The organism is Limnobacter litoralis (genome assembly GCF_030160455.1).
GTDB lineage: Bacteria > Pseudomonadota > Gammaproteobacteria > Burkholderiales > Burkholderiaceae_B > Limnobacter > Limnobacter litoralis.
This window is the reverse complement of record NZ_BSOJ01000006.1, coordinates 322,947-343,199: the sequence shown is the minus strand read 5'-3', so window position 1 is coordinate 343,199 and position 20,253 is coordinate 322,947. Positions and strand designations below refer to the sequence as shown.

The window sequence follows — 20,253 nt, the reverse complement described above, 5'->3', positions numbered from 1 at the left end:
ATGCCAGCAGGTGAACAAAAAAGCTTGATTGAATTTCCTTGCCACTTTCCCATCAAGGTGATGGGAAAGCGGGTGGACGAATTCACCCAGGTGATTTGCGACCTGCTGGTCGAGATGAGCCCGCAATTTGACGCATCCACCGTTGAGATGCGCCCAAGCAGGTCTGGCAACTACATCAGCCTGACCTGCAAGGTGTGGGTAGAAAACAAAACCCAGTTGGACAATATTTACATTGCCCTGTCGGGTCATGCGTTGGTGTCAGTGGTTCTTTGAGACCGCTGATTCGCCACGCAACGCTTGGTCAAACGCCATAACGGGCACGATATTCCTTCACTTTTTCATACCAGCCAGCCAGGCGCACATTGGCCGCCTGACGGGTCAACAGGTAACGCAACAAGTCCTGAAGACTGGCGATTGAAATGACCGGAATGCCGTAGTGCTGTTCAACCTCTTGGACGGCGGAGTGAACGGTGTCTTCACCGTTGCGCACACCCTTTTCCATTCGATCCAGCGCAATCAGCACGGCGGCAGGCTCCGCGCCATTGTCACGAATGATTTGAACAGACTCGCGCACAGAGGTGCCGGCAGAAATCACGTCGTCAATGATCACCACACGCCCTTCGAGTGGTGCGCCCACGAGTGAGCCCCCTTCGCCGTGGTCTTTCACTTCCTTGCGATTGAAGGCGTAAGGAATGTCCCGCCCTTTGCGGGCAAGTTCAATGGAGGTGCCAGCCACAAGGGGAATGCCTTTGTAGGCAGGGCCGAAGATCATGTCGAACTGCAAATCAAGCGCGGCTGTCTTTTCGAGCAGGGTTTGCGCGTAAAATTCACTGAGACGTTGCAAAGAAGACCCGGTGTCAAACAGGCCCGCATTGAAAAAGTAAGGAGACATGCGCCCCGCTTTGGTTTTGAATTCACCGAAGCGCAGCACCTGCTTTTCGACTGCGAACTGCAAAAACTGGTCTGACAGGGTTTGACCTACAGAATTGGACTCGACCACGATAATTCCTTCACAAAGCACAAGCTAATCATGACTCGCATTATCTCAGCAAATCTAAACGGAATACGCTCAGCCCACACAAAAGGATTTTTCGATTGGATGGCGCAAAGCCAGGCCGATGTGGTGTGCGTTCAAGAGATCAAAGCGCAGATTCCTGACATTGTGCCGGCCCACACGCCTGAAGGGTACAAGTCCTGGTTCGCAGCGGCTGAGAAACGGGGATACAGCGGCGTGGGCATTTACAGCCGGAAGGAACCGCTGTCCATTCGGTTTGGATTGGACAACGCCGAGTTTGATGCCGAAGGTCGCATGATCACCGCAGAATTTGACAACTTGATTGTCGCATCCATCTACTTTCCCTCTGGCAGCAGCTCTGAAGAGCGGCAAGAGGCCAAATTCCGGTTTCTCGATCATTTCAATCAGGAACTGGATCAGTTCGAGAAAGCCGACAAACCCGTGGTGTTGTGTGGCGACTGGAACATTGCCCACCGTGAAATCGATCTGAAAAACTGGAAAGGCAATCTGAAGAATTCAGGATTTTTACCTGAAGAACGCGCCTGGATGGATGAAGTTCTGAAAAAACGAAACTGGAACGACGCCTACCGCTGCCTGTACCCAGAGGAAACAGAGGGCTGTTACACCTGGTGGAGCAACCGCGGGCAGGCGTATGCCAAAAACGTGGGGTGGCGCATCGATTACCAGATCACCAGCCCTGAACTGGCGCCCGCCATTCAACACGCCAGTGTGTTCAAAGATGCACGGTTTTCAGACCACGCACCCCTGATTGTGGACTACGACACCCCGCTGTAAACAGGCGGGGCCTTAACCCGCCAGTTTGTCTTTGAGGATCTGGTTGACCTGCGCCGGGTTGGCCTTGCCGCGCGCGGCGCGCATCACCTGCCCCACGAGGAAGTTGAATGACGCTTCCTTGCCAGCCTTGTATTCCGCAACGGGCCCCGGGTGGGCAGCCAACACCTCGTCAATCATCTTTTCAACGGCGCCTGAGTCTGAAATCTGCTCAAGGCCCTTGCCTTTGATACAGGCGTCCACCTCTGCGAACTCGCCAGCCCACAACGCAGAAAACACCACCTTGGCCGTTTTGTTGTTCAAGGTGCCATCCACCACGCGAGCAACCAAACTGCCCATCAACGCGGGCGGAACGGGTGATTGCGCCGGCGTAAGATCTTCCCGATTCAAGGTGGCTGAGAACTCGCCCAACAGCCAGTTCGCCAAAGGCTTGGCATGCGAGTGACCCAGGGTGGCCAGTGCCGCTTCGAAGTAATCCGCCATGGCCTTGGACGCCGTCAGTGTGATGGCGTCGTATTCACTCAAACCCAGCTCAGACTGATACCGTTGCTGCTTTTGACCGGGCAACTCGGGCATGGTGGCCGCAACTTCCTGGATCCAGGAGGGTGAAATCACCAATGGAGGCAAGTCGGGATCGGGGAAATAGCGGTAGTCCTCAGAGTCCTCTTTGCTGCGCATGGATCGGGTTTCGTTGCGATCGGGGTCGTACAGACGGGTTTCCTGACGGACCACGCCGCCGTCTTCAATCAGCTCGATTTGGCGCTGGGCCTCGTATTGAATGGCGGCATGCAAAAACTTGAAGGAGTTCAAATTTTTGATTTCACAGCGGGTGCCATAGGTGTCGGACCCCTTGGGCCGAACTGACACGTTGGCATCGCAGCGGAAACTGCCCTCTTGCATGTTGCCATCGCACACGCCCAGCCAGGTCACCAGAGTGTGCAGCGTTTTGGCGTAGGCCACCGCTTCGTCGGCCGAACGCATGTCAGGTTCAGTCACGATTTCAAGCAAAGGCGTGCCTGCGCGGTTCAGGTCGATGCCCGATTGACCGGCGAAATCTTCATGCAGACTTTTGCCGGCGTCCTCTTCCAGGTGCGCGCGGGTCAGTCGGACAGTTTTCATTTGGTCGCCCACCAGAAAACTGATCGTGCCGCCCTGAACGACAGGCAATGCAAACTGGCTGATTTGGTAACCCTTGGGCAAATCCGGGTAGAAGTAGTTTTTACGGGCGAACACGGAAAACGGCGCCACAGTCGCGCCAATGGCCAGGCCAAACTCGATGGCACAGCGCACGGCCTCGCGGTTCATGACCGGCAAGACACCGGGCAGGGCAAGGTCAACGGCACAGGCCTGGGCGTTTGGCTCTGCGCCAAAAGCAGTGCTGGCCCCGGAAAAAATTTTCGAGCGGGTGGCCAGTTGGGCGTGGGTTTCAAGACCCACTACGATTTCCCATTGCATGGTGTGCTCCAAAGAATCAAACGGGTGTGCGCAAATGCCAATCGGTGCCCTGCTGATACCAGTCAGCAGTCTGCAGCAATTCGCTTTCCCGGAAATAGTTGCCGATCAGTTGCATGCCAACCGGGCGATTTTTGTCACCGAAACCCACAGGCACCGACATGCCCGGCAAACCGGCCAGGCTTGCGCCCAGTGTATAAATGTCCGCAAGGTACATTTGCGTGGGGTTGGCGGATTTTTCACCCAGGTTCCAGGCAACGGTCGGGCTGACCGGGCCCGCGATGAGGTCACACTGGGTAAAGGCGGCCTGAAAGTCTTGTGCGATCAGACGGCGCACTTTTTGCGCCTGCAGGTAATACGCGTCGTAGTAACCGTGTGAAAGCACGTAGGCGCCCACCATGATGCGGCGCTGAACCTCCAGGCCAAAGCCCTCGCTCCGGCTGTTTTCGTACATGCTTTTCAAATCGGTGTACTGCTCAGCCCGATGACCATACCGAACCCCATCAAAACGCGACAGGTTGGAACTGGCCTCGGCCGGGGCAATGACGTAATAAGCGGGAATGGACAGCTTTGTGCGTGGCAGGGAAATGTCGACCAGTTCTGCGCCCAATTGCTTGAGGTGGGTCAGGGCTTCATCAATGGGTTTGCGTACATCGTCGGCAAGGCCCTCGCCAAAAAACTCGACGGGCAGCCCGATTCGCAAGCCTTTCAAGGGTTGATCCAAAGACGCAGTGGCGCGCGGCTGACCCAGTTGGGCTGCAAAATCTTCAGCGGGCCGCTCCACCACAGTGCTGTCTTTGGGGTCAAAGCCGACCATGTGGTTCAACACCAGCGCACAGTCTTTCGCGCTGCGGGCCATTGGGCCAGCCTGATCCAGGCTGGAAGCGTAGGCGATCATGCCGTAACGGCTGCAACTGCCATAGGTGGGCTTGATGCCGGTGATGCCACACAGCGAGGCGGGTTGACGAATCGAGCCACCGGTGTCGGTGCCAGTGGCAAACGGCACAAGCCCCGCAGCCACCGCCACGGCAGACCCACCGGACGAGCCACCAGGCACAGCCTGGGTGTCCCAGGGGTTTAAGCATGGGCCATGGGCGCTTTTCTCGTTGGAGGAGCCCATCGCGAACTCGTCACAGTTCAATTTGCCCAGACTGACCGAGCCTGCCTTGTTCAGGCGATCAACCACCTCGGCGTCAAACGGGCTGACATAGCCCTTGAGCATGTTGGACGCCGCGGTGCTGGCCCACCCGCGGGTGACAAAAATGTCTTTGTGCCCGCAAGGGATGCCGAGCAAGGCACCGGTTTCACCACGCGCAAGGCGCTCATCGGCGGCACGCGCCTGCGCCAGCGTCAACTCGGGTTGAACATCCACGAAGGCGTTGAGCTGTGCGCTGGACTGAATGCGCTGCAAGGCGTCTTGCGCAAGTTCGGTGGCGCTGGCCTTCTTGTGATCAAGCAGGGCGCGCAGTTCGGAAATTTGTAATGCAGAAAAAGACATGGATTTTGCCGTAATAGTCGGATCAGAACAGAGCAGTGCGGTAAACCTGAACAGGGTGGTCGCCGTTGTTTATGGGCCGGTGGTTATTCAATCACTTTGGGTACGAGAAACAGGCCGTTTTGAGTGGCAGGTGCATTGGCCAGATTGGCCTCACGCTGGTCAGTCTCGGTGACTTCGTCGGGACGCAGGCGCAAGGCCACTTGCTGGACTATCGCCAAAGGGTGCGCCAAAGGTTCCACACCAGTGGTATCCTGCTCGCCCAGTTGATCGACTAAGCCCATGATATCATTGAGCTGTTCTTGAACCTGAAGCAGTTGTTCACCCGGCAATTTGAGGCGGGCCAGTGCAGCCACTTTGGCAACTTGGTCGGCATTCAATGACATTTCAAGGACTCCACGGCAATTTGGTTCGAAGAACTGTTCTAAACCCCAAAAGGCTTTCTTTGAAAGCGGAAGGTGTTTAAGGTCTTCATATTTTATAGGTTATCATCATCGATTACGCCAACCGACTCTGAAGTTCAGGATTTAGTGAGCGCATCGATTAACAAAAACCGGCCCTGCCAGGCGGGTTTTATTCTCTAGTACAGGTCAGAAATTCACCATGTTCGGTTTCTTACGCAGCTATCTTTCTAATGATCTAGCCATCGATCTGGGTACAGCCAACACACTGATTTATGCGCGTGCCAAGGGCATCGTGCTCGACGAACCATCAGTGGTGGCCATTCGCCAGGAAGGCGGCCCCAATGGCAAAAAAACAATTACCGCAGTGGGCCTGGAGGCCAAACAGATGCTGGGCAAAGTGCCCGGCAACATTGAGGCCATTCGCCCGATGAAAGACGGCGTGATTGCCGACTTCACTGTAACCGAGCAAATGCTCAAACAGTTCATCAAGATGGTGCATGAGAGCCGTCTGTTTTCTCCAAGCCCCCGCATCATCATTTGCGTGCCTTGTGGTTCTACCCAGGTTGAGCGCCGCGCCATTCGCGAAAGCGCGCTGGGTGCCGGTGCATCACAGGTGTACCTGATTGAAGAGCCAATGGCGGCCGCCATCGGCGCTGGCCTGCCCGTGTCGGAAGCCTCAGGCTCGATGGTGGTTGACATCGGCGGCGGCACCACGGAAGTGGGCATTATTTCATTGGGTGGCATGGTGTACGCAGGCAGCGTGCGCGTGGGTGGCGACAAGTTCGACGAGGCCATCATCAGCTACATTCGCCGCAACTACGGCATGATGATCGGCGAGCCTACGGCTGAAGCCATCAAAAAGCAGATCGGGTCTGCGTTCCCAGGCTCGGAAGTGAAAGACATGGAAGTCACGGGTCGCAACCTGTCAGAGGGCATTCCGCGCCGCTTCACCATTTCTTCCAACGAAATTCTGGAAGCACTGACCGAACCCTTAAATGCGATTGTGTCCGCGGTCAAGTCTGCATTGGAGCAGACGCCCCCCGAGTTGGGCGCCGACATCGCCGAGCGCGGCATGATGCTGACAGGCGGCGGCGCTTTGCTGCGCGACCTGGACCGCTTGTTGATGGAAGAAACCGGTTTGCCTGTGCACGTGGCTGAAGACCCGCTGACTTGCGTGGTGCGGGGCTGTGGCATGGCACTGGAGCGAATGGACAAACTGGGCACCATTTTCACCAGCGAATAAGCTGTAGCGAACTGCAACCAGCCCGCCATTTAGACGCAATAACCCAGCCTCTGATTCAGGGGCTGGTCTGGAAAGAAACCTGCATCCGTCATGGAGTATTCGCCACCACCTTTGTTCAAGCAAGGTCCGTCTGCCAGAGTCAGACTGACTTTCTACGTGGTGCTTTCCCTGACACTGCTTGTACTCGACAACCGCTACGGGGCGCTGGAAGTGCTCCGCAAAGCAATTGGCACCGGATTGTATCCACTTCAATCGCTGGCCAGCATGCCGGTACAGGCGGCCAAAGACATTTCCTCCTACTTCACCACCCTCACCAAGCTTCAAGCTGAAAACGAAGAGCTGATCAAGCAAAGACTGTTCGACCGGCAAAAGCTGCTGGAGCTAAAAACGGTAGAGGCTGAAAACGAGAATCTGCGCAAACTCAATCACGTCGGCAAAACACTGGAAGTTCAGCACGCCATTCTGACGGAGGTGACCAGCGATGCCAACGACCCGTTTTCCCGAAAAGTAATTGTGGGCAAGGGTCTGATCCAAGGCGTTCGTGAGGGCATGCCGGTCATTGACGAACTGGGGCTGGTCGGTCAGGTTACACGTGCATTTCCAAGCCGTTCTGAAATTTCACTGATTACCGACAAAGACCAGATCATCCCGGTGGAGAACCTCCGCAATGGCTTGCGCAGCGTGGCTTATGGCGGGCTGGATGGTGGCTTGCTGGAGCTTCGCTTCATGGCGAACAACGCTGACATTCAGAACAACGACCTGATGGTGACCTCTGGTCTGGATGGCATTTATCCACGAGGAATTCCTGTTGCGCGGGTCACTCGGGTTGAACGAAACGCCCGTTACGCCTTCTCGAGCATCTTTTGCACGCCCATTGCCGGCGTTGAACAACATCGGTTTGTGCTAATTCTTGACACGGTGAAACCACCCGAGATCGCACCACAAGGTCCCATTCCACCCAATGTACCCGTGATGGAGCCTCCGCTTCAGCCAGCCAAACCCGAGGCCCCCGCCGATCCGGCTAAAAAGGCCGACAATGACGCCGTGAAGAAGCCGCACACCGAGAAGAAACCGGAGGGCAAAAAACATGGCGCTTAATCCGGTTGGAGCCTCTCCCATTCTGCGACCGGTCAAACTGTGGTTTGTCATCGTGTCCCTGATGGTTTCTTTGCTGTTGAAGTTGGTGCCAGTGGATCGCAATCTGGTGCTGCCAGACATACTGGTGCTGGTTTTGGTGTTCTGGAATATCCGGCAACCCCGACTGGTTGGCATTGGCGTGGCCTGGACTCTCGGTATGATCATGGATGTGCATTCGGCCAGCGTCTTTGGTGAACACGCGCTGGCCTACACACTGCTGTCCTACTTCGCCATTACGATTCACAGGCGGGTGCTTTGGTTTTCTCCAGGCATGCAGGCTGTGCATTTGTTACCCCTGTTTCTGGCTGCACAAATCATGACCATCGTCGTGAGAATGGCAGTGGGTGGCATGATGCCCAGCCTCTGGATACTGTCCGAAAGTTTTATGACTGCTGCGCTTTGGCCACTGGCCCAGTTCGTATTGCTCGCACCGCAGAAGCTGCCTGAAAACCGCGACAACGATCGTCCGATATGACGGAATTCAAGCACCCCGAACAAACACTGAAAGAATTCCGACTTCGGTTGTTGATCGGAGCCGCCGCCGTTTTTCTTTTTTTTCTGGTGTTGCTTGTGCGTCTAACCTGGCTTCAGGTCATCAACTACGACAAGTACCAGTCCAAGGCCGAGGACAACCGAATCACCATTGTGCCACTGGTGCCGAACCGGGGTCTGATTCTGGATCGAAACAGAACCGTTCTGACCGACAATTATTCGGCCTACACACTGGAAATTACCCCTTCTCGAGTGAATCATCTCGACAAATTGCTGGATGACCTGTCCAAGATTGTCGAAATCACCCCACTGGACAAACGCCGCTTCAAAAAATTGCGTTTTGAATCCAAGCGTTTTGAATCGATTCCCATTCGCACACGCCTGACCGACCAAGAGGTGGCTCGCTTTGCCGTGCAAAGCTACCGTTTTCCGGGTGTTGAAATTCGGGCCCGTCTGTTCCGTCAATATCCTTTTGGCGAGGACGCTGCGCATGTGCTTGGCTACATTGGCCGAATCTCAGAGCGGGATCAGAACGCGATTGACGACTCGGACCAAAGCGACAATTACCGAGGCACGGTCTACATTGGCAAAGATGGCCTTGAAAAGCGCTATGAAACCGAGCTGCACGGCAAGACTGGCTTTGAAGAGGTGGAAACGTCTGCCGCAGGTCGGGCCGTCCGGGTGTTGTCGAGATCGCCTGCCATTCCGGGCAAGAACCTGATTCTTTCACTGGACATCCGCTTGCAGGAAGTGGCCGAGAAGGCCCTGGAGGGCAAGCGGGGCGCTGTGGTGGCACTGGACCCCAACACGGGCGACATTCTGGCCATGGTCAGCCGGCCCAGCTTTGATCCCAACCTGTTTGTAGAGGGCATTGACAGTGAAAACTGGAAGGCCCTGAATGAATCGCCCGACAAGCCCTTGTTGAACCGCCCCTTGGCAGGCACCTACCCGCCGGGCTCAACATTCAAACCGTTTATGGCACTGGCTGCGCTTGAAAAGGGCTTCAGAACGCCCTCTTACGCCATTCATGACCCCGGTTACTTTGATTTTGGCGAACGCCGTTTTCGGGATGACAAACCGGGGGGGCACGGCCTGGTGGACATGTACAGATCGATTTCTGAATCCTGCGACACCTATTACTACATGCTGGGCAGTGAAATGGGGATTGATGTCATCTCGGATTTCATGCCGCAGTTCGGGTTTGGCCAGAAGACTGGTGTTGATCTGGATGGCGAACGCACCGGCACGCTGCCCTCTCGCGCCTGGAAGGCGAGGCAGTTCAAACGACCTGAGGCACAACGGTGGTACTCGGGCGAAACCATTTCTGTGGCAATTGGTCAGGGTTACAACCACTACACGCCCATTCAGGTTGCGCACGCAGTGGGCGTGCTGGCCACGGGCGGTTTGGTGGCCAAACCCAGGCTGGTAACGGCCTACCAAAACCCGGTGACGGGTGAAATTACGCCCAAACCCCTTGAGGACATGCACCAATTGAACCTGAACCCGAAAAATGTGGAGGTGATCAAAAATGCCATGCAGGGCGTGGTGCTGGACGGAACCGCCAAAGCCGTGTTCGCGGGTGTGCCCTATACTTTGGGCGGAAAAACCGGCACGGCGCAGGTTTTCAGTTTGAAAGAGGGCGAAAAATACAAAGCCTCCGAGGTGGCCGACCGCTTGAAAGACCACGGCTGGTTTGTCGCATTTTCGCCAGTGGAAAAGCCGCAGATTGCCATTGCAGTGATTGTGGAAAACGGCGGTTTTGGTGCACAGGCGGCAGCGCCCGTGGTGAAGGCCACGCTGGATGAATACTGGAAAATTCACCCCATTCCCGGACAGCCTGCTGCCAACCCCCAGGGAGTCAACCAATGAACAAAACCATGGGTCGCGAGCCCCTGTGGCCCCGCTTCAAGAAGCTGTTTACCGTGTTTGACCCAGTGCTCAGCATGATTTTGCTGTCGCTTGTGGTGCTGGCCCTTGTGACCCAATACAGCGCGGCATTCGATTACGAAGGGCGGTTTCTGGATCAGGTGCGCAATTTCGCAGTGGCCTTTCTGGTGATGTGGGCTGCGGCCAATATTCCGCCACAAACCCTGATGAAAGCTGCGGTTCCCCTCTACACACTGGGGGTGATATTGCTGATCGGCGTAGCGCTGTTTGGTGACATTTCCAAAGGCGCAAGGCGTTGGCTCAATCTTGGTTTTGTGCGCCTTCAGCCCTCGGAAATCATGAAAATTGCCATGCCATTGATGCTGGCCTGGTTTTTCCAACAAAGGGAGAACATTTCAGGATGGCGAGAATTTCTGGTCGCCGCTGTGTTGCTGATTATTCCTAGCGTGTTGATTTTGAGGCAACCCGACCTCGGCACGGCCATGTTGGTGTTGGCAGCCGGGTTTTTCGTGATGTTTTTTGCCGGTATTTCATGGCGGGTGTTGGCCTGGATGCTGGTGATCGCATTGGCCAGCCTGCCTTTGGTGTGGTCGATGATGCACGATTATCAACGCGAGCGGGTTTTAACCCTGCTGGATCCGTCCAAAGACCCCTTGGGGAAAGGCTTTCACATTATTCAGTCGACCATTGCAGTGGGCTCTGGCGGGTTGACGGGCAAGGGGTTTCTCAAAGGAACCCAGACCCATCTGGAATTCATTCCCGAACGCACCACCGACTTCATCTTTGCAGTGCTGGCTGAAGAATTCGGATTGTTGGGCTGTGTGGTTCTTCTGGTGCTGTACACCTGCCTGATCATTCGTGGATTGGTGATTGCAGCCAATGCGCCGACGCTGTTTTCCAGATTGATGGCGGGCAGTATTTCCTTGATCTTTTTCACCTATGCTTTTGTCAATATCGGGATGGTTAGCGGCATCCTCCCGGTGGTGGGTGTGCCTTTGCCCTTGATGAGCTACGGAGGCACCGCCTTGGTGACGCTGGGCTTGGGGGCAGGTATCCTGATGAGTATCCAGAACACGAAAAAGCTGGTTCAAACCTGATGCACCAATCTGAAAACTGGGCAGATCGATTGCCTGCAGGTTTTGAAGGGCTGAAAACGCGCCTAAGCCAGGCGGCCCAAACCCGACCTGCCGGCTTCTATCATCTGTTCATCAACGGTCAATTGCTGGGTCGCTTGCATGGTGAGCTGGGTGAAATTGTGCGTCAACAGTCGACCGCATGGACCAGCCAATGGAATGCCCAACGGTGCGAGCTGTACTGGAACCTGCCCCTGGATACGCTGGTCAGTGCCTTGACCGACCTGGGCCGCTGGCTGGCAGATCAAGGTTGGGTGCCCAACTGGCGCGGCGAAACCCAGACCCTCTTTGACCGAAATGGCGTGGCAATCGGAGAACTGGAACGCGCACTGTTCAAGGTGTTTGGCTTGCGCAGCCAGGCTGTGCATTTGCATGTTGAAACGGGTGAAGGCCTGATCTGGGTGGGCGTTCGGGCAGACAGCAAAAAGGAACATCCCGGGCTGCTGGACAATCTGTGCGCAGGCGGTGTTTCATCGGGAGAAACACCTCAAGGTGCAGCCTGGCGTGAACTGTTTGAAGAGGCTGGGCTTGACTCAACACACCTGAGGGGGGCCTGCTTGACGCCATTGGGTGGCGTTGAGGTCAGCCGCGCCCAGGGTAATGGTTGGCACCTGGAACAATGCCACCTGTATTTCGCTACAATGCGCGAGGGCGTTCACCCCCACAATCAGGATGGGGAGGTCTGCGGCTTTCAACTGATGACGCCGATGGCTTGCGCCCAAGCGGTGAACCAAAACCGCTTTACACCGGATGCGGGTCTGTGTTGCGCGCTCGCCATGCGCCGCGCCCATGCTGTTTAACAAAGGATACTCATGCTGTTGGGATTGAAAGGGGTGACCTACCGGATAGGCACCACCGTGTTACTGGACCAGGTTGAATTCTCTCTGGAAGAACGCGAACGCGTGGCTTTGGTGGGACGCAATGGCGCTGGAAAAAGCACCCTGTTCAGGATCATCAGCCGGGAAATTCAGCCGGAAGACGGGCAAGTCATTCAACAAGACGGCCTGAAACTGGCACGCCTTGAACAGGCTGTACCTGAAGGTCAGGATTTGACCATTGAAGATGTGGTGGCGCAAGGGCTCGGCGAGATCGGCTCGGCAGTACTCACCGCAAAAAGGCTGGCAGAACGGATGGATGGTCTGTCTGATGCAGACATGCAGGCTTTGCATGAGGCGCAGACCCTGCTGGGTGAACACAACGGCTGGCATCTGCAAAGCGAGCTGGACCAGATGCTGTCGCGCATGAACCTGCAAGCGGATCTTCAATTCGCCAGCCTTTCAGGCGGCATGAAGCGCAAGGTGATGTTGGCCAAAGCCTTGGTGAACAAGCCCGATGTACTGCTGCTGGACGAGCCGACCAACCATCTGGACATTCCCAGCATTGAATTGCTGGAAGAACAAATCCGCCAGTTTCCGGGCGCGGTCATTCTGGTAAGCCACGACCGCGCATTCATGCGCAGGCTGGCCACACGCGTGTGTGATCTGGACCGGGGCTCACTGAAAAGCTGGTCGGGAGGCTACGAGGGTTACCTGAAAGGCAAGGCGGAATTTCTGGCCGCCGAAGAAAAAGCCAATGCACTGTTTGACAAACGCCTGGCCGAAGAAGAGGTTTGGATACGCCGTGGCATTGAGGCACGCCGCACCCGCAATGAGGGCCGCGTGCGTGCCCTTCTGGAAATGCGAAAGCAATACGCCGGGCGACGCAACTTTCAGGGTAGCGCCAAAGTACAGGTGCAAGAAGCCGACCGAAGCGGCAAGGTGGTTGCAGAGATTGAGCATGTCAACCTGACGCTGGATGACTTTGTGGTGCTGGACGATTTTTCGGCCGTGATTTTACGCGGGGAAAAAATTGGCGTATTGGGACCAAACGGCATTGGCAAAACCACGGCCCTGCGGGTATTGCTTGGGCAGATCAAGGCCGATTCAGGCTCGGTCAAATTGGGCACCAAACTGGAAATCGCCTATTTCGACCAGTTGCGCAACCAATTCAATGAAGAAGACACGGCAGTGGACATCATTGGTGGCGGCAAGGAATTCATTCAGCAAGGGGGCCAATCCAAACATGTAATCGGCTATCTTCAGGACTTCCTGTTCACCCCGGACCGAGCCAGACAACCGGTCCGCAGTCTGTCTGGTGGGGAACGGGCGCGCCTGCTGCTTGCGCAACTGTTTGCCCAACCCTCCAATATTTTGGTGCTGGATGAGCCCACCAACGACTTGGACATTGAGACACTGGAACTGCTTGAAGAAAAGTTGTGCGACTACACGGGCACTGTCATCCTTGTTAGCCATGACCGTGAGTTTCTGAACCAGATCGTGACCCGCTGCCTGGTGTTTGAGGGCGAAGGCCGGGTTGGGGACTATGTGGGGGGCTACGACGACTGGCTGCGCCAGAGAACAGTGGACCCCTGGTCTGCGAAAAAGGCCGACAGCCGGCCCCGTGCGACTGCCGCAACACCTGGAACGCCAGCAGCACCAGCCACAGCGCCCAAAACCAGAAAACTGAGTTACAAAGAAACCAGAGAACTTGAAAGCCTGCCCGGGCTCATCGAGTCACTCGAAAATGAGCAGGCCGAGCTGGTCAAGACCATGAGCGAGCCCGACTTTTACAATTCAGACCCGGCCAATATTCAAAATGTGAATGCGCGAATGGCCAACATTGAAAAAGCACTGACGCAAGCATACGCTCGATGGGAAACCCTGGAAGGCCAGTAAGGTCGACTACTGCAAATTGTGCAGGCTGGCCCAAACGTCTTGCGCCTCAGGGTAAGCGCCTGCCATTTGCAAGGTAAGGGCGTACAACACCAGATCAATTTTGGGGGTGTCGGGCAAAACGGGCACCTTCGCGCTGTAGAGCTGGTAGGCCTGTTGCTCGGTGGCAATTTTGAATCGACCTTTCAAGAGCGAGCCACCCGTGAAATTGCGGATTTCCCAGCTGTAGTTTTCGCCCCAGTGAAATTCGGCAGCGGGCGGAAAAGTGACGTGTTTGTCTTCAAGGGGTTCGACCCAGAATCGGCGATTGTCTTTGTCGTAAATCAGCAATTTGGCGTCTCGTGGCAGCGTGCCAGTCAACAGGAATTCAGGCTGGCGCGACAGAAAAAGCGCGCCATCCAGTGGTTTGATCACATCAAAGGTGAGCTTGCCCAAGCCTGTGGGTTTTGGCATGTCACCCAGTCCATTGGGATGCAAATTGAGCCATTGTTGAATGACTTTCAGTTGCTCAGGGGCAACCGGAAACACCTCGGGTTCTGCACCAGATCGCAAAGACACCGTGTCTTTGATCACACGCAGACTGGCCGGGCCGGTGTAGTCGCGCCGCGTGTTGTTGGAAAACACAATGACCGAGAGCTGGTCGCCTTTTTTCAGGCTGATTTGACTGCCGAATGTGAGCGTTGCCAGCGTGGGTAGGGGCACTGATTTTTTGGCACCCGGCACCCAAATTTGAGCACCCTTGGAGTAGGCCACCCAGCCCACCGATTTGGCCACTGGAGTGGCTGCATTTGAATGGGGAGACACCCCGACCAACAACAACAGACCCAACAGGCCGGCAAGACGTTTGAACAGGGTGCACGAGGCAATCACGGCTGAACTCTCAAGTAACAATGTTGTTAAACAATGGCACTGAGGGTAACACAGCCTCAGTACCAGTCAACCAGAGATAGCCCCAGCCCAAAGTAATCCGACCGATGGTTGTAATCGATCAGGCTTTCACCATAGCCGGAGAAGATCTGCATGTGCCCTTTCAGGCTGCTGCTGATGGGAAATGCCCAGTCAAATTGAACAGCCCCGCGCGACACATCCCCGCCGCGCAAGTTGTGGCGCAACAACCACGACAACTCATGGCCATGGGTTTTGTGCACGATGAGCATGTCGGCACGCCCCATGTAATCCTCAATGTCCGGGTTGTCGTCATTCTCAGGCTTTTCAGGAATACGGACCCACGGCCTGAACAGCACCATGGTGTTTTCCCGTTCCATGCCGATCATGCCGATGACTCGGTTCCAGGAACGAGACAGTGGATTGGCTCTTCCATTGGATTGGTGATTCAGGCTCAAGCCCAACAGGCGAGGATTCCAGCCGGTTTTCTCGGCAAAATCGTTCCAGCTGGCACGCCAGGTGAAAATCATTTCTGGCTCGTAATTTGTTTCACGGAAAGGCCTTGACTGGCCTGCGTTGTAGACCTGCCAGCGACTGGACTGCGTGTAAGCAAACCACAGGTCGCCATTGTCGCCAAACATGTTTTCCCACACCTTGGTTTTCAGACTGAGCTGAAACTTGGCCTCGTTTTGATCAAGATCCTGGGAGCTGGTTACGACGTTTGCCGGGTTGGGACTGCTGGGCAGATTGTTCGGTTTGCTGTTGTGAAACAGAGGCAGAAGGTACACTGGCTTGTATGGGCTGATGCTGAAGGTGCCACGTTTGGATTCAGGTGCCAGTTCCCAGCGACGGTCAAACCAGGACAACGTGGTGTCGCTGGCTTTTTTGTAAAGCAGCAAGCCCTGACCCAGCTTTTCGACCACCTGGGGTGGAGCACCGTTTTTGGAAACCTCGCTGCGGCCAGTGGCGTCGTCGAAGCAGCGAAGTCTCAATTGATCGTCTTCAATGAACAGGCAGGAACGAATGGCCTGCGCGTCGAGCTTGGTGTAGTAGGCGTCTTGCGCGTGACCAATGTGGGTGAACAAAATGAAAACTGAACCAAAAACCAGACGTCGTTTCATAATCACTGTTGCCTCAACTTATCATTGGCAAGATACACGGACTCTTGGATAAAATAGTCGCATGGTTTCATTTCGATTTAAAAAATCGCCTTCCAAAAACCCTGCTGGCAATCAGGCTCGGGAATTCACGATTGACGAGTTGGCCCGATCGGCCAACACCACCGTCAGAAATGTACGGGCCTACCAGGATCGTGGCTTGCTTGCGCCGCCGGAAAAACGCGGCCGTGTGGGTGTTTATCACGAAGACCATCTTTCCCGACTACGGCTGATTGGACACATGCTCGGCAAGGGCTACACCCTGAACAACATTCAGGAAATGCTGGACGCCATCGAGAAGGGCTATGACCTTCGCCAATTGCTCGGTTTAACCCACGCCATCACCAGCCCCTGGACCGACGAAGTTCCCAAGAACTACAACCCTGTTCACCTTGCAAGTCTGTTCGGCACCAACCTGAGCCGCACCGCATTGAGCAAGGCCATCAATCTGGGTCTGCTCGAACCGGACGGTTTGAGATACCGGGCACCAAGTCCGAAAATACTGCACGCCGGTGCAGAAATGGCCAAAGCGGGTGTGCCTCTGGCAGATCTGCTCGATCTGATTGGGTCGCTGCGTGAACACCTTGAAGTGTTTTGTGATCAGGCGGTGTCACTGTTCGTAAAGGAATTGGACAGATACGGCGATGGTTTACCCCCTCAGGAAGAGCTGCCTCGCCTTTCACAGCTGATCTGGAAAATCAGGCCATTGGCCATGACGGCCATTGAGTCGGAGGTTTCCCGCGCTTTGCAAAAGTCAGCCAGCAAATTCGTGGATGAGCGCATTCTTAACCTGCTGGACAAAATGTCTGCAAACGACACAGACCCGCAAGCAATCAGTGTGGCCAACTGGATTACTCCGCTGGCGCCCACGGACGAACCGGGTCAATTGCCGTCCGACGGCAGCTCCACCCTTAAATAAACAGCGCCAACTGGTTGTACTCAGCGCCGTCGTGGTGGGCTGGTGTGTAGGCAAATCGCCTTGAGGACATCCGGATGAATGTCAAGCCCATTCCACCCTCTGGCAATTCCTGAAGAGAAAGCTTGTCCATGTAGGCCATGTCACTGCGGATTGAAGCCACCACACGTTCAGGAATTCGAAGGCCTGTGTCTCTCAGTAAAATGGCCACACCTCGCTCAAACAGAATCAGTGTGAGGTGAATCGGTGCGGGGTACTGATTGCGGAACCCGTGATTCATGACGTTGGTCATCGCCTCGGAGAGCACGAGATCCACTTTGTACGACAAGGTGTCGTCGCATCCGTGACTTTCAACCCAATTGCGCACTTCCGTGCTGATTTGGCCGATGTTGGCGGTGTCTGCGACCGCCTCGTAGCTTAGCCATGCCTTGGCTCGGCCCGCAGTCAAGGCTTGTTCTGAAGGCTCATCAGGTGCAGCCTCCCCCAATTCAAGCAAGCGATCCACTTCCAGCAAGATGGCCTGCTTTTCAGTGTCTGACAAGGCTGGGCGATGCACCGGAAAATACTCTCGCCATTGAAAACCCATGATCGCAATGTCATCGGTCCCGGCCTGACCTGACAGAGGTAACTCACTGACCTCTGACTCAATGCCGATGTGGGGTTCTAAATCAGAGCCGGACTGCATGCTCAAAGCAGACAGCCTGGAAAAATCGTTGATCAGGATGGAGCCGTCCTGCTGCTTGTCGAGCACCAGTTCCATCCATTTGGACTCCGAACCTAGCCCCATGCTTTGCAGGGAAGAGTCTGGCAAGGCAAACACACGAGAGCCCGGTCGAATGACATCCCGGTACAAGATGGCCATTGGCTTTTTGCCCGCCTCTGCCTGATCGACTGTTTTCAGAAGCACAGGCGGTCTGCCCGGCTCGGCCAACAGCAATGACCAGTGGCCCACACCGGCCACCAACAAGGTGCCCTGATCCAGATTGATCAGCCCGTACAGCAAGTCGAACTCGAGCAATTCACGGTCAATGGTGGGGGAAAGCTCGCTGACCTGATCCCAAACCGCGTGGGGCTCGGCCAGATAGCGCCGGAACTTGCTGCTGAACTCTTCCACTGGAAACAGCACCTGGGTGGCCCGCGCCATTGAAAACCACCTTGCCAATGCCATGGCCTGTAGCGCGGTTGAGGTGCCATCGCCTTGCAATGACAACATGAAAAATCCAAGTTCATTGGCCTGGGTTTGCAAGGTGCCCATTTGCTTGCCACACACATACCGACGTGGCCGATACAGAGTCTGAGTGGTAATCGGCCAGGACGAAGTACGCCCTTTGGGCAACAATGAGCGCTGGATACGGGACACCTCGCGCATGTCGCGCTGCAGTGAGCGATACAGGTCGGAAAGCTCAAGGTGCTTCCTCTCCAGGTCTTTGTGCAGACTGGAAATGCGAAGCGCGGTTTTTAACCGAACCTTCAACTCACTGGGGTTGACCGGTTTGGTCAGAAAATCGTCGGCACCCACCCGAAGGCTGCGCAAGAGCTCCTCGCGGGAAGCAAAGCCGGTGATCATGATGATGTAAATGTAATTGCTTTGCTGGGAACTTCGAACCTGTTCGCACAGTTCGATTCCACTCATGCCGGGCATGTCCCAGTCGGTCAATACGAAGTCGGGCTGAACCTCTTCGATCAGGCGAACCGCTTCATCACCACTTTTGGCCGGATGAACCCGATAGCCCCAACTGCTTAACATGGCCTCGAAGATACGCAAAAAGCTGCGCGAATCGTCTACGATCACGATGGAGGGCTCGAGCTGGGATTGTTCGTCTGCCTGCAGGGCCTGCTCATCCATGACCTGCCAGGCCTGGCTTCTGAACACCGGATCGCTTGCAGGTTCCTCTTCGCAAAGCGCGTCCAGATTTTCACACGAAGGGTTGATCACCCCTTTTTCAGGCGTCAGCATCAAGATGGACACGTCATCCTCAAAACCGCGATCCAGCACGGCTCGCCCGCCCCACTGCTGCACCGCATCCTGAAGATGATCAATCAAGGCCGGGGTGTTGCCACTGGCCAGCTCTTTCTGCAAAAAGCTCAGCAGTCGGTCTTCACCAAACGGTTCTCCACTGGCGTTCAGCACCTCGGTTACGCCATCGGAATAAAGCATCAATGCGTCATGTGGACCCAGGTCAAGTTCAATGTCCTCGTATTCGTCCACATCAAACAGGCCCACCGGATAACCACCGTTGCCGATGGCGGTCACTGAACCATCGGCACGCAGCAGCAGCGGATTGGGGTGACCTGCCTGACACAGGGTGACATGACGCAATGGGGCATCAAACACCCCGTAAATCAGCGTGAAATAGGAAAGATCCGAATCGGTTTGCTGGAACAGACGATTTAAGCGAGCCACCACGTCGCGCGGACGCGCCACGGAACGACCGCCGATGCTTGACAGGGGAGGGTCGTAAACCAGGCTTGATGCAGACTGATCCGAGAACATTTGAACAAGTTGCATGGACTTGACGGCGGCCGGAATGCCGTGCCCAGACACATCCAACACGTAAAAGCCAAATTTGCCGCCGCCCAGCGCAAACACACTGAGGTGATCGCCAGACACATATTGCGAGGGAATGGACAGCCACCGGTAATCAAGCTCGGGGGTTTCACAGATTGCATCGGGTAGATAGCTTCGCTGCAGTTTTGAGACGGTCCGAAGGTCTTGCGCGATCAGATCGTAGGCTTGAACGAGACGGTTGTTTTGCTGAGCCAGGCTGGCCTGAAGACCGATTCGACGCACTGCAGATTGCAGGCGTGCTTCAAGCTCATTGTTGTCGACCGGTTTACTGAGCACGTCGTCCGCACCCGCATCAAGGGCCTTGATCAAGAACTCTTCAGCATTTTGCGCCGACATCAGGATGATGTAGGTGTAATGAGAAAGGCCGAGTTTGCGCAACCGGATACACAGATCAGTGCCCATCATGCCGGGGATTTGCCAATTTGCAAGCACCAACTGAATACGCTTGCTGCGAATGATCTCGATGGCTTGCTCGCCATCAGAAGCCACTTCCACCGGATAACCCCACTTCTCGACCATATTTACATACAAGGTTCGATCGACCAAGGAATCGTCCACCACCAGAACGGTGGGCTTGGTCAGATCGCGTGGGGCGGGGCTTGACTGCACGTGGGGCCTTATTTCATCAATTCAATCGCTTGATCCACCGACTCGGCCATTTTGAACTGGCGATCCATTCGGGACAATTCAAACATCAACTTGACCGACTTTTGCATGCCGACCAGCACGAGACTGGCCTGCTGGCTGGTGATGTTTTTCAAAACAGCCACCAAGGCACCCAGGCCACCCGAGTCCACGAGCTTGACGCTGGTCATGTCAAGTGCGAACTTTGAATGCGAGTCAAATTTGGAGACGATTGAGTTGCGAATGACCGTACCCACTGAACTGTCGAGTCGCACCGTTGACAATCGAATGACGCACACGTCGCCAATGTCATCTAGAGAAACCATGTTGTACCTTTTTAA

At 55.4% G+C, this 20,253-nt stretch carries 18 protein-coding genes; 10 read left to right on the top strand and 8 right to left on the bottom strand.

The window, feature by feature from the left end; genetic code table 11:
- Window positions 1–273, top strand: a complete 273-nt coding sequence (locus tag QQJ87_RS03095; RefSeq protein WP_284279879.1) for an HP0495 family protein — start codon at window positions 1–3, stop codon at window positions 271–273.
- 28 nt (window positions 274–301) lie between these two features.
- Here the strand turns inward: QQJ87_RS03095 and pyrE are convergent, their stop codons facing one another.
- On the bottom strand, window positions 302–1,006 hold the full coding sequence (gene pyrE, locus QQJ87_RS03090; protein WP_284280081.1) for an orotate phosphoribosyltransferase: 705 nt from the start codon (window positions 1,004–1,006) through the stop codon (window positions 302–304).
- A gap of 24 nt (window positions 1,007–1,030) precedes the next feature.
- Here pyrE and QQJ87_RS03085 point away from each other — a divergent pair, with 24 nt between their 5' ends.
- Window positions 1,031–1,810, top strand: a complete 780-nt coding sequence (locus tag QQJ87_RS03085; RefSeq protein ID WP_284279878.1) for an exodeoxyribonuclease III — start codon at window positions 1,031–1,033, stop codon at window positions 1,808–1,810.
- A gap of 12 nt (window positions 1,811–1,822) precedes the next feature.
- Here QQJ87_RS03085 and gatB read toward each other — a convergent pair whose 3' ends face one another.
- The 3 genes from gatB to gatC all read right to left on the bottom strand — a co-directional run bounded on the left by gatB (window position 1,823) and on the right by gatC (window position 5,140).
- Window positions 1,823–3,262: an Asp-tRNA(Asn)/Glu-tRNA(Gln) amidotransferase subunit GatB gene (gatB, locus tag QQJ87_RS03080; RefSeq protein WP_284279876.1), complete on the bottom strand. Its 1,440-nt coding sequence runs from the start codon at window positions 3,260–3,262 to the stop codon at window positions 1,823–1,825.
- A gap of 16 nt (window positions 3,263–3,278) precedes the next feature.
- Window positions 3,279–4,757 carry an Asp-tRNA(Asn)/Glu-tRNA(Gln) amidotransferase subunit GatA gene (gatA, locus tag QQJ87_RS03075; RefSeq protein ID WP_284279875.1) on the bottom strand — a complete coding sequence of 493 codons (1,479 nt, stop codon included), beginning with the start codon at window positions 4,755–4,757 and terminating at the stop codon, window positions 3,279–3,281.
- 83 nt (window positions 4,758–4,840) lie between these two features.
- Window positions 4,841–5,140: an Asp-tRNA(Asn)/Glu-tRNA(Gln) amidotransferase subunit GatC gene (gatC, locus tag QQJ87_RS03070; protein WP_284279874.1), complete on the bottom strand. Its 300-nt coding sequence runs from the start codon at window positions 5,138–5,140 to the stop codon at window positions 4,841–4,843.
- A gap of 217 nt (window positions 5,141–5,357) precedes the next feature.
- On the opposite strand from gatC, the gene QQJ87_RS03065 reads away from it, so the two are divergent.
- The 7 genes from QQJ87_RS03065 to QQJ87_RS03035 all read left to right on the top strand — a co-directional run bounded on the left by QQJ87_RS03065 (window position 5,358) and on the right by QQJ87_RS03035 (window position 13,764).
- Window positions 5,358–6,401 carry a rod shape-determining protein gene (locus tag QQJ87_RS03065; protein ID WP_284279873.1) on the top strand — a complete coding sequence of 348 codons (1,044 nt, stop codon included), beginning with the start codon at window positions 5,358–5,360 and terminating at the stop codon, window positions 6,399–6,401.
- A gap of 90 nt (window positions 6,402–6,491) precedes the next feature.
- A complete protein-coding gene (gene mreC, locus QQJ87_RS03060; protein WP_284279871.1) occupies window positions 6,492–7,499 on the top strand; it encodes a rod shape-determining protein MreC in 1,008 nt (335 codons plus the stop codon).
- Window positions 7,489–8,013: a rod shape-determining protein MreD gene (mreD, locus tag QQJ87_RS03055; RefSeq protein ID WP_284279870.1), complete on the top strand. Its 525-nt coding sequence runs from the start codon at window positions 7,489–7,491 to the stop codon at window positions 8,011–8,013. The genes mreC and mreD overlap by 11 nt, the downstream gene beginning before the upstream one ends.
- Window positions 8,010–9,899 (top strand): penicillin-binding protein 2, encoded by a 1,890-nt coding sequence (mrdA, locus tag QQJ87_RS03050; protein ID WP_284279869.1) that lies wholly within the window; start codon window positions 8,010–8,012, stop codon window positions 9,897–9,899. Before mreD ends, mrdA begins: the two co-directional genes overlap by 4 nt.
- On the top strand, window positions 9,896–11,014 hold the full coding sequence (gene rodA, locus QQJ87_RS03045; RefSeq protein WP_284279867.1) for a rod shape-determining protein RodA: 1,119 nt from the start codon (window positions 9,896–9,898) through the stop codon (window positions 11,012–11,014). Before mrdA ends, rodA begins: the two co-directional genes overlap by 4 nt.
- Window positions 11,014–11,850: an NUDIX hydrolase gene (locus QQJ87_RS03040; RefSeq protein ID WP_284279866.1), complete on the top strand. Its 837-nt coding sequence runs from the start codon at window positions 11,014–11,016 to the stop codon at window positions 11,848–11,850. The genes rodA and QQJ87_RS03040 overlap by 1 nt, the downstream gene beginning before the upstream one ends.
- 12 nt (window positions 11,851–11,862) lie before the next feature.
- A complete protein-coding gene (locus QQJ87_RS03035) occupies window positions 11,863–13,764 on the top strand; it encodes an ATP-binding cassette domain-containing protein (protein ID WP_284279864.1) in 1,902 nt (633 codons plus the stop codon).
- A gap of 6 nt (window positions 13,765–13,770) precedes the next feature.
- Here QQJ87_RS03035 and QQJ87_RS03030 read toward each other — a convergent pair whose 3' ends face one another.
- Together QQJ87_RS03030 and QQJ87_RS03025 are read right to left on the bottom strand one after the other, a co-directional pair.
- Window positions 13,771–14,631 (bottom strand): hypothetical protein, encoded by an 861-nt coding sequence (locus QQJ87_RS03030; RefSeq protein ID WP_284279862.1) that lies wholly within the window; start codon window positions 14,629–14,631, stop codon window positions 13,771–13,773.
- Window positions 14,632–14,687: 56 nt separating this feature from the next.
- Window positions 14,688–15,767, bottom strand: a complete 1,080-nt coding sequence (locus tag QQJ87_RS03025; RefSeq protein ID WP_284279861.1) for a phospholipase A — start codon at window positions 15,765–15,767, stop codon at window positions 14,688–14,690.
- A gap of 61 nt (window positions 15,768–15,828) precedes the next feature.
- Between QQJ87_RS03025 and QQJ87_RS03020 the strand changes: the two genes are divergently transcribed.
- Window positions 15,829–16,722 (top strand): MerR family transcriptional regulator, encoded by an 894-nt coding sequence (locus QQJ87_RS03020; protein ID WP_284279860.1) that lies wholly within the window; start codon window positions 15,829–15,831, stop codon window positions 16,720–16,722.
- On the opposite strand, the gene QQJ87_RS03015 is transcribed toward QQJ87_RS03020, so the two are convergent.
- A complete protein-coding gene (locus tag QQJ87_RS03015) occupies window positions 16,715–19,897 on the bottom strand; it encodes a response regulator (protein WP_284279859.1) in 3,183 nt (1,060 codons plus the stop codon). The genes QQJ87_RS03020 and QQJ87_RS03015 overlap by 8 nt on opposite strands.
- An 8-nt stretch (window positions 19,898–19,905) precedes the next feature.
- Window positions 19,906–20,238 (bottom strand): STAS domain-containing protein, encoded by a 333-nt coding sequence (locus QQJ87_RS03010; RefSeq protein ID WP_284279857.1) that lies wholly within the window; start codon window positions 20,236–20,238, stop codon window positions 19,906–19,908.
- Window positions 20,239–20,253 lie beyond the last annotated feature (15 nt).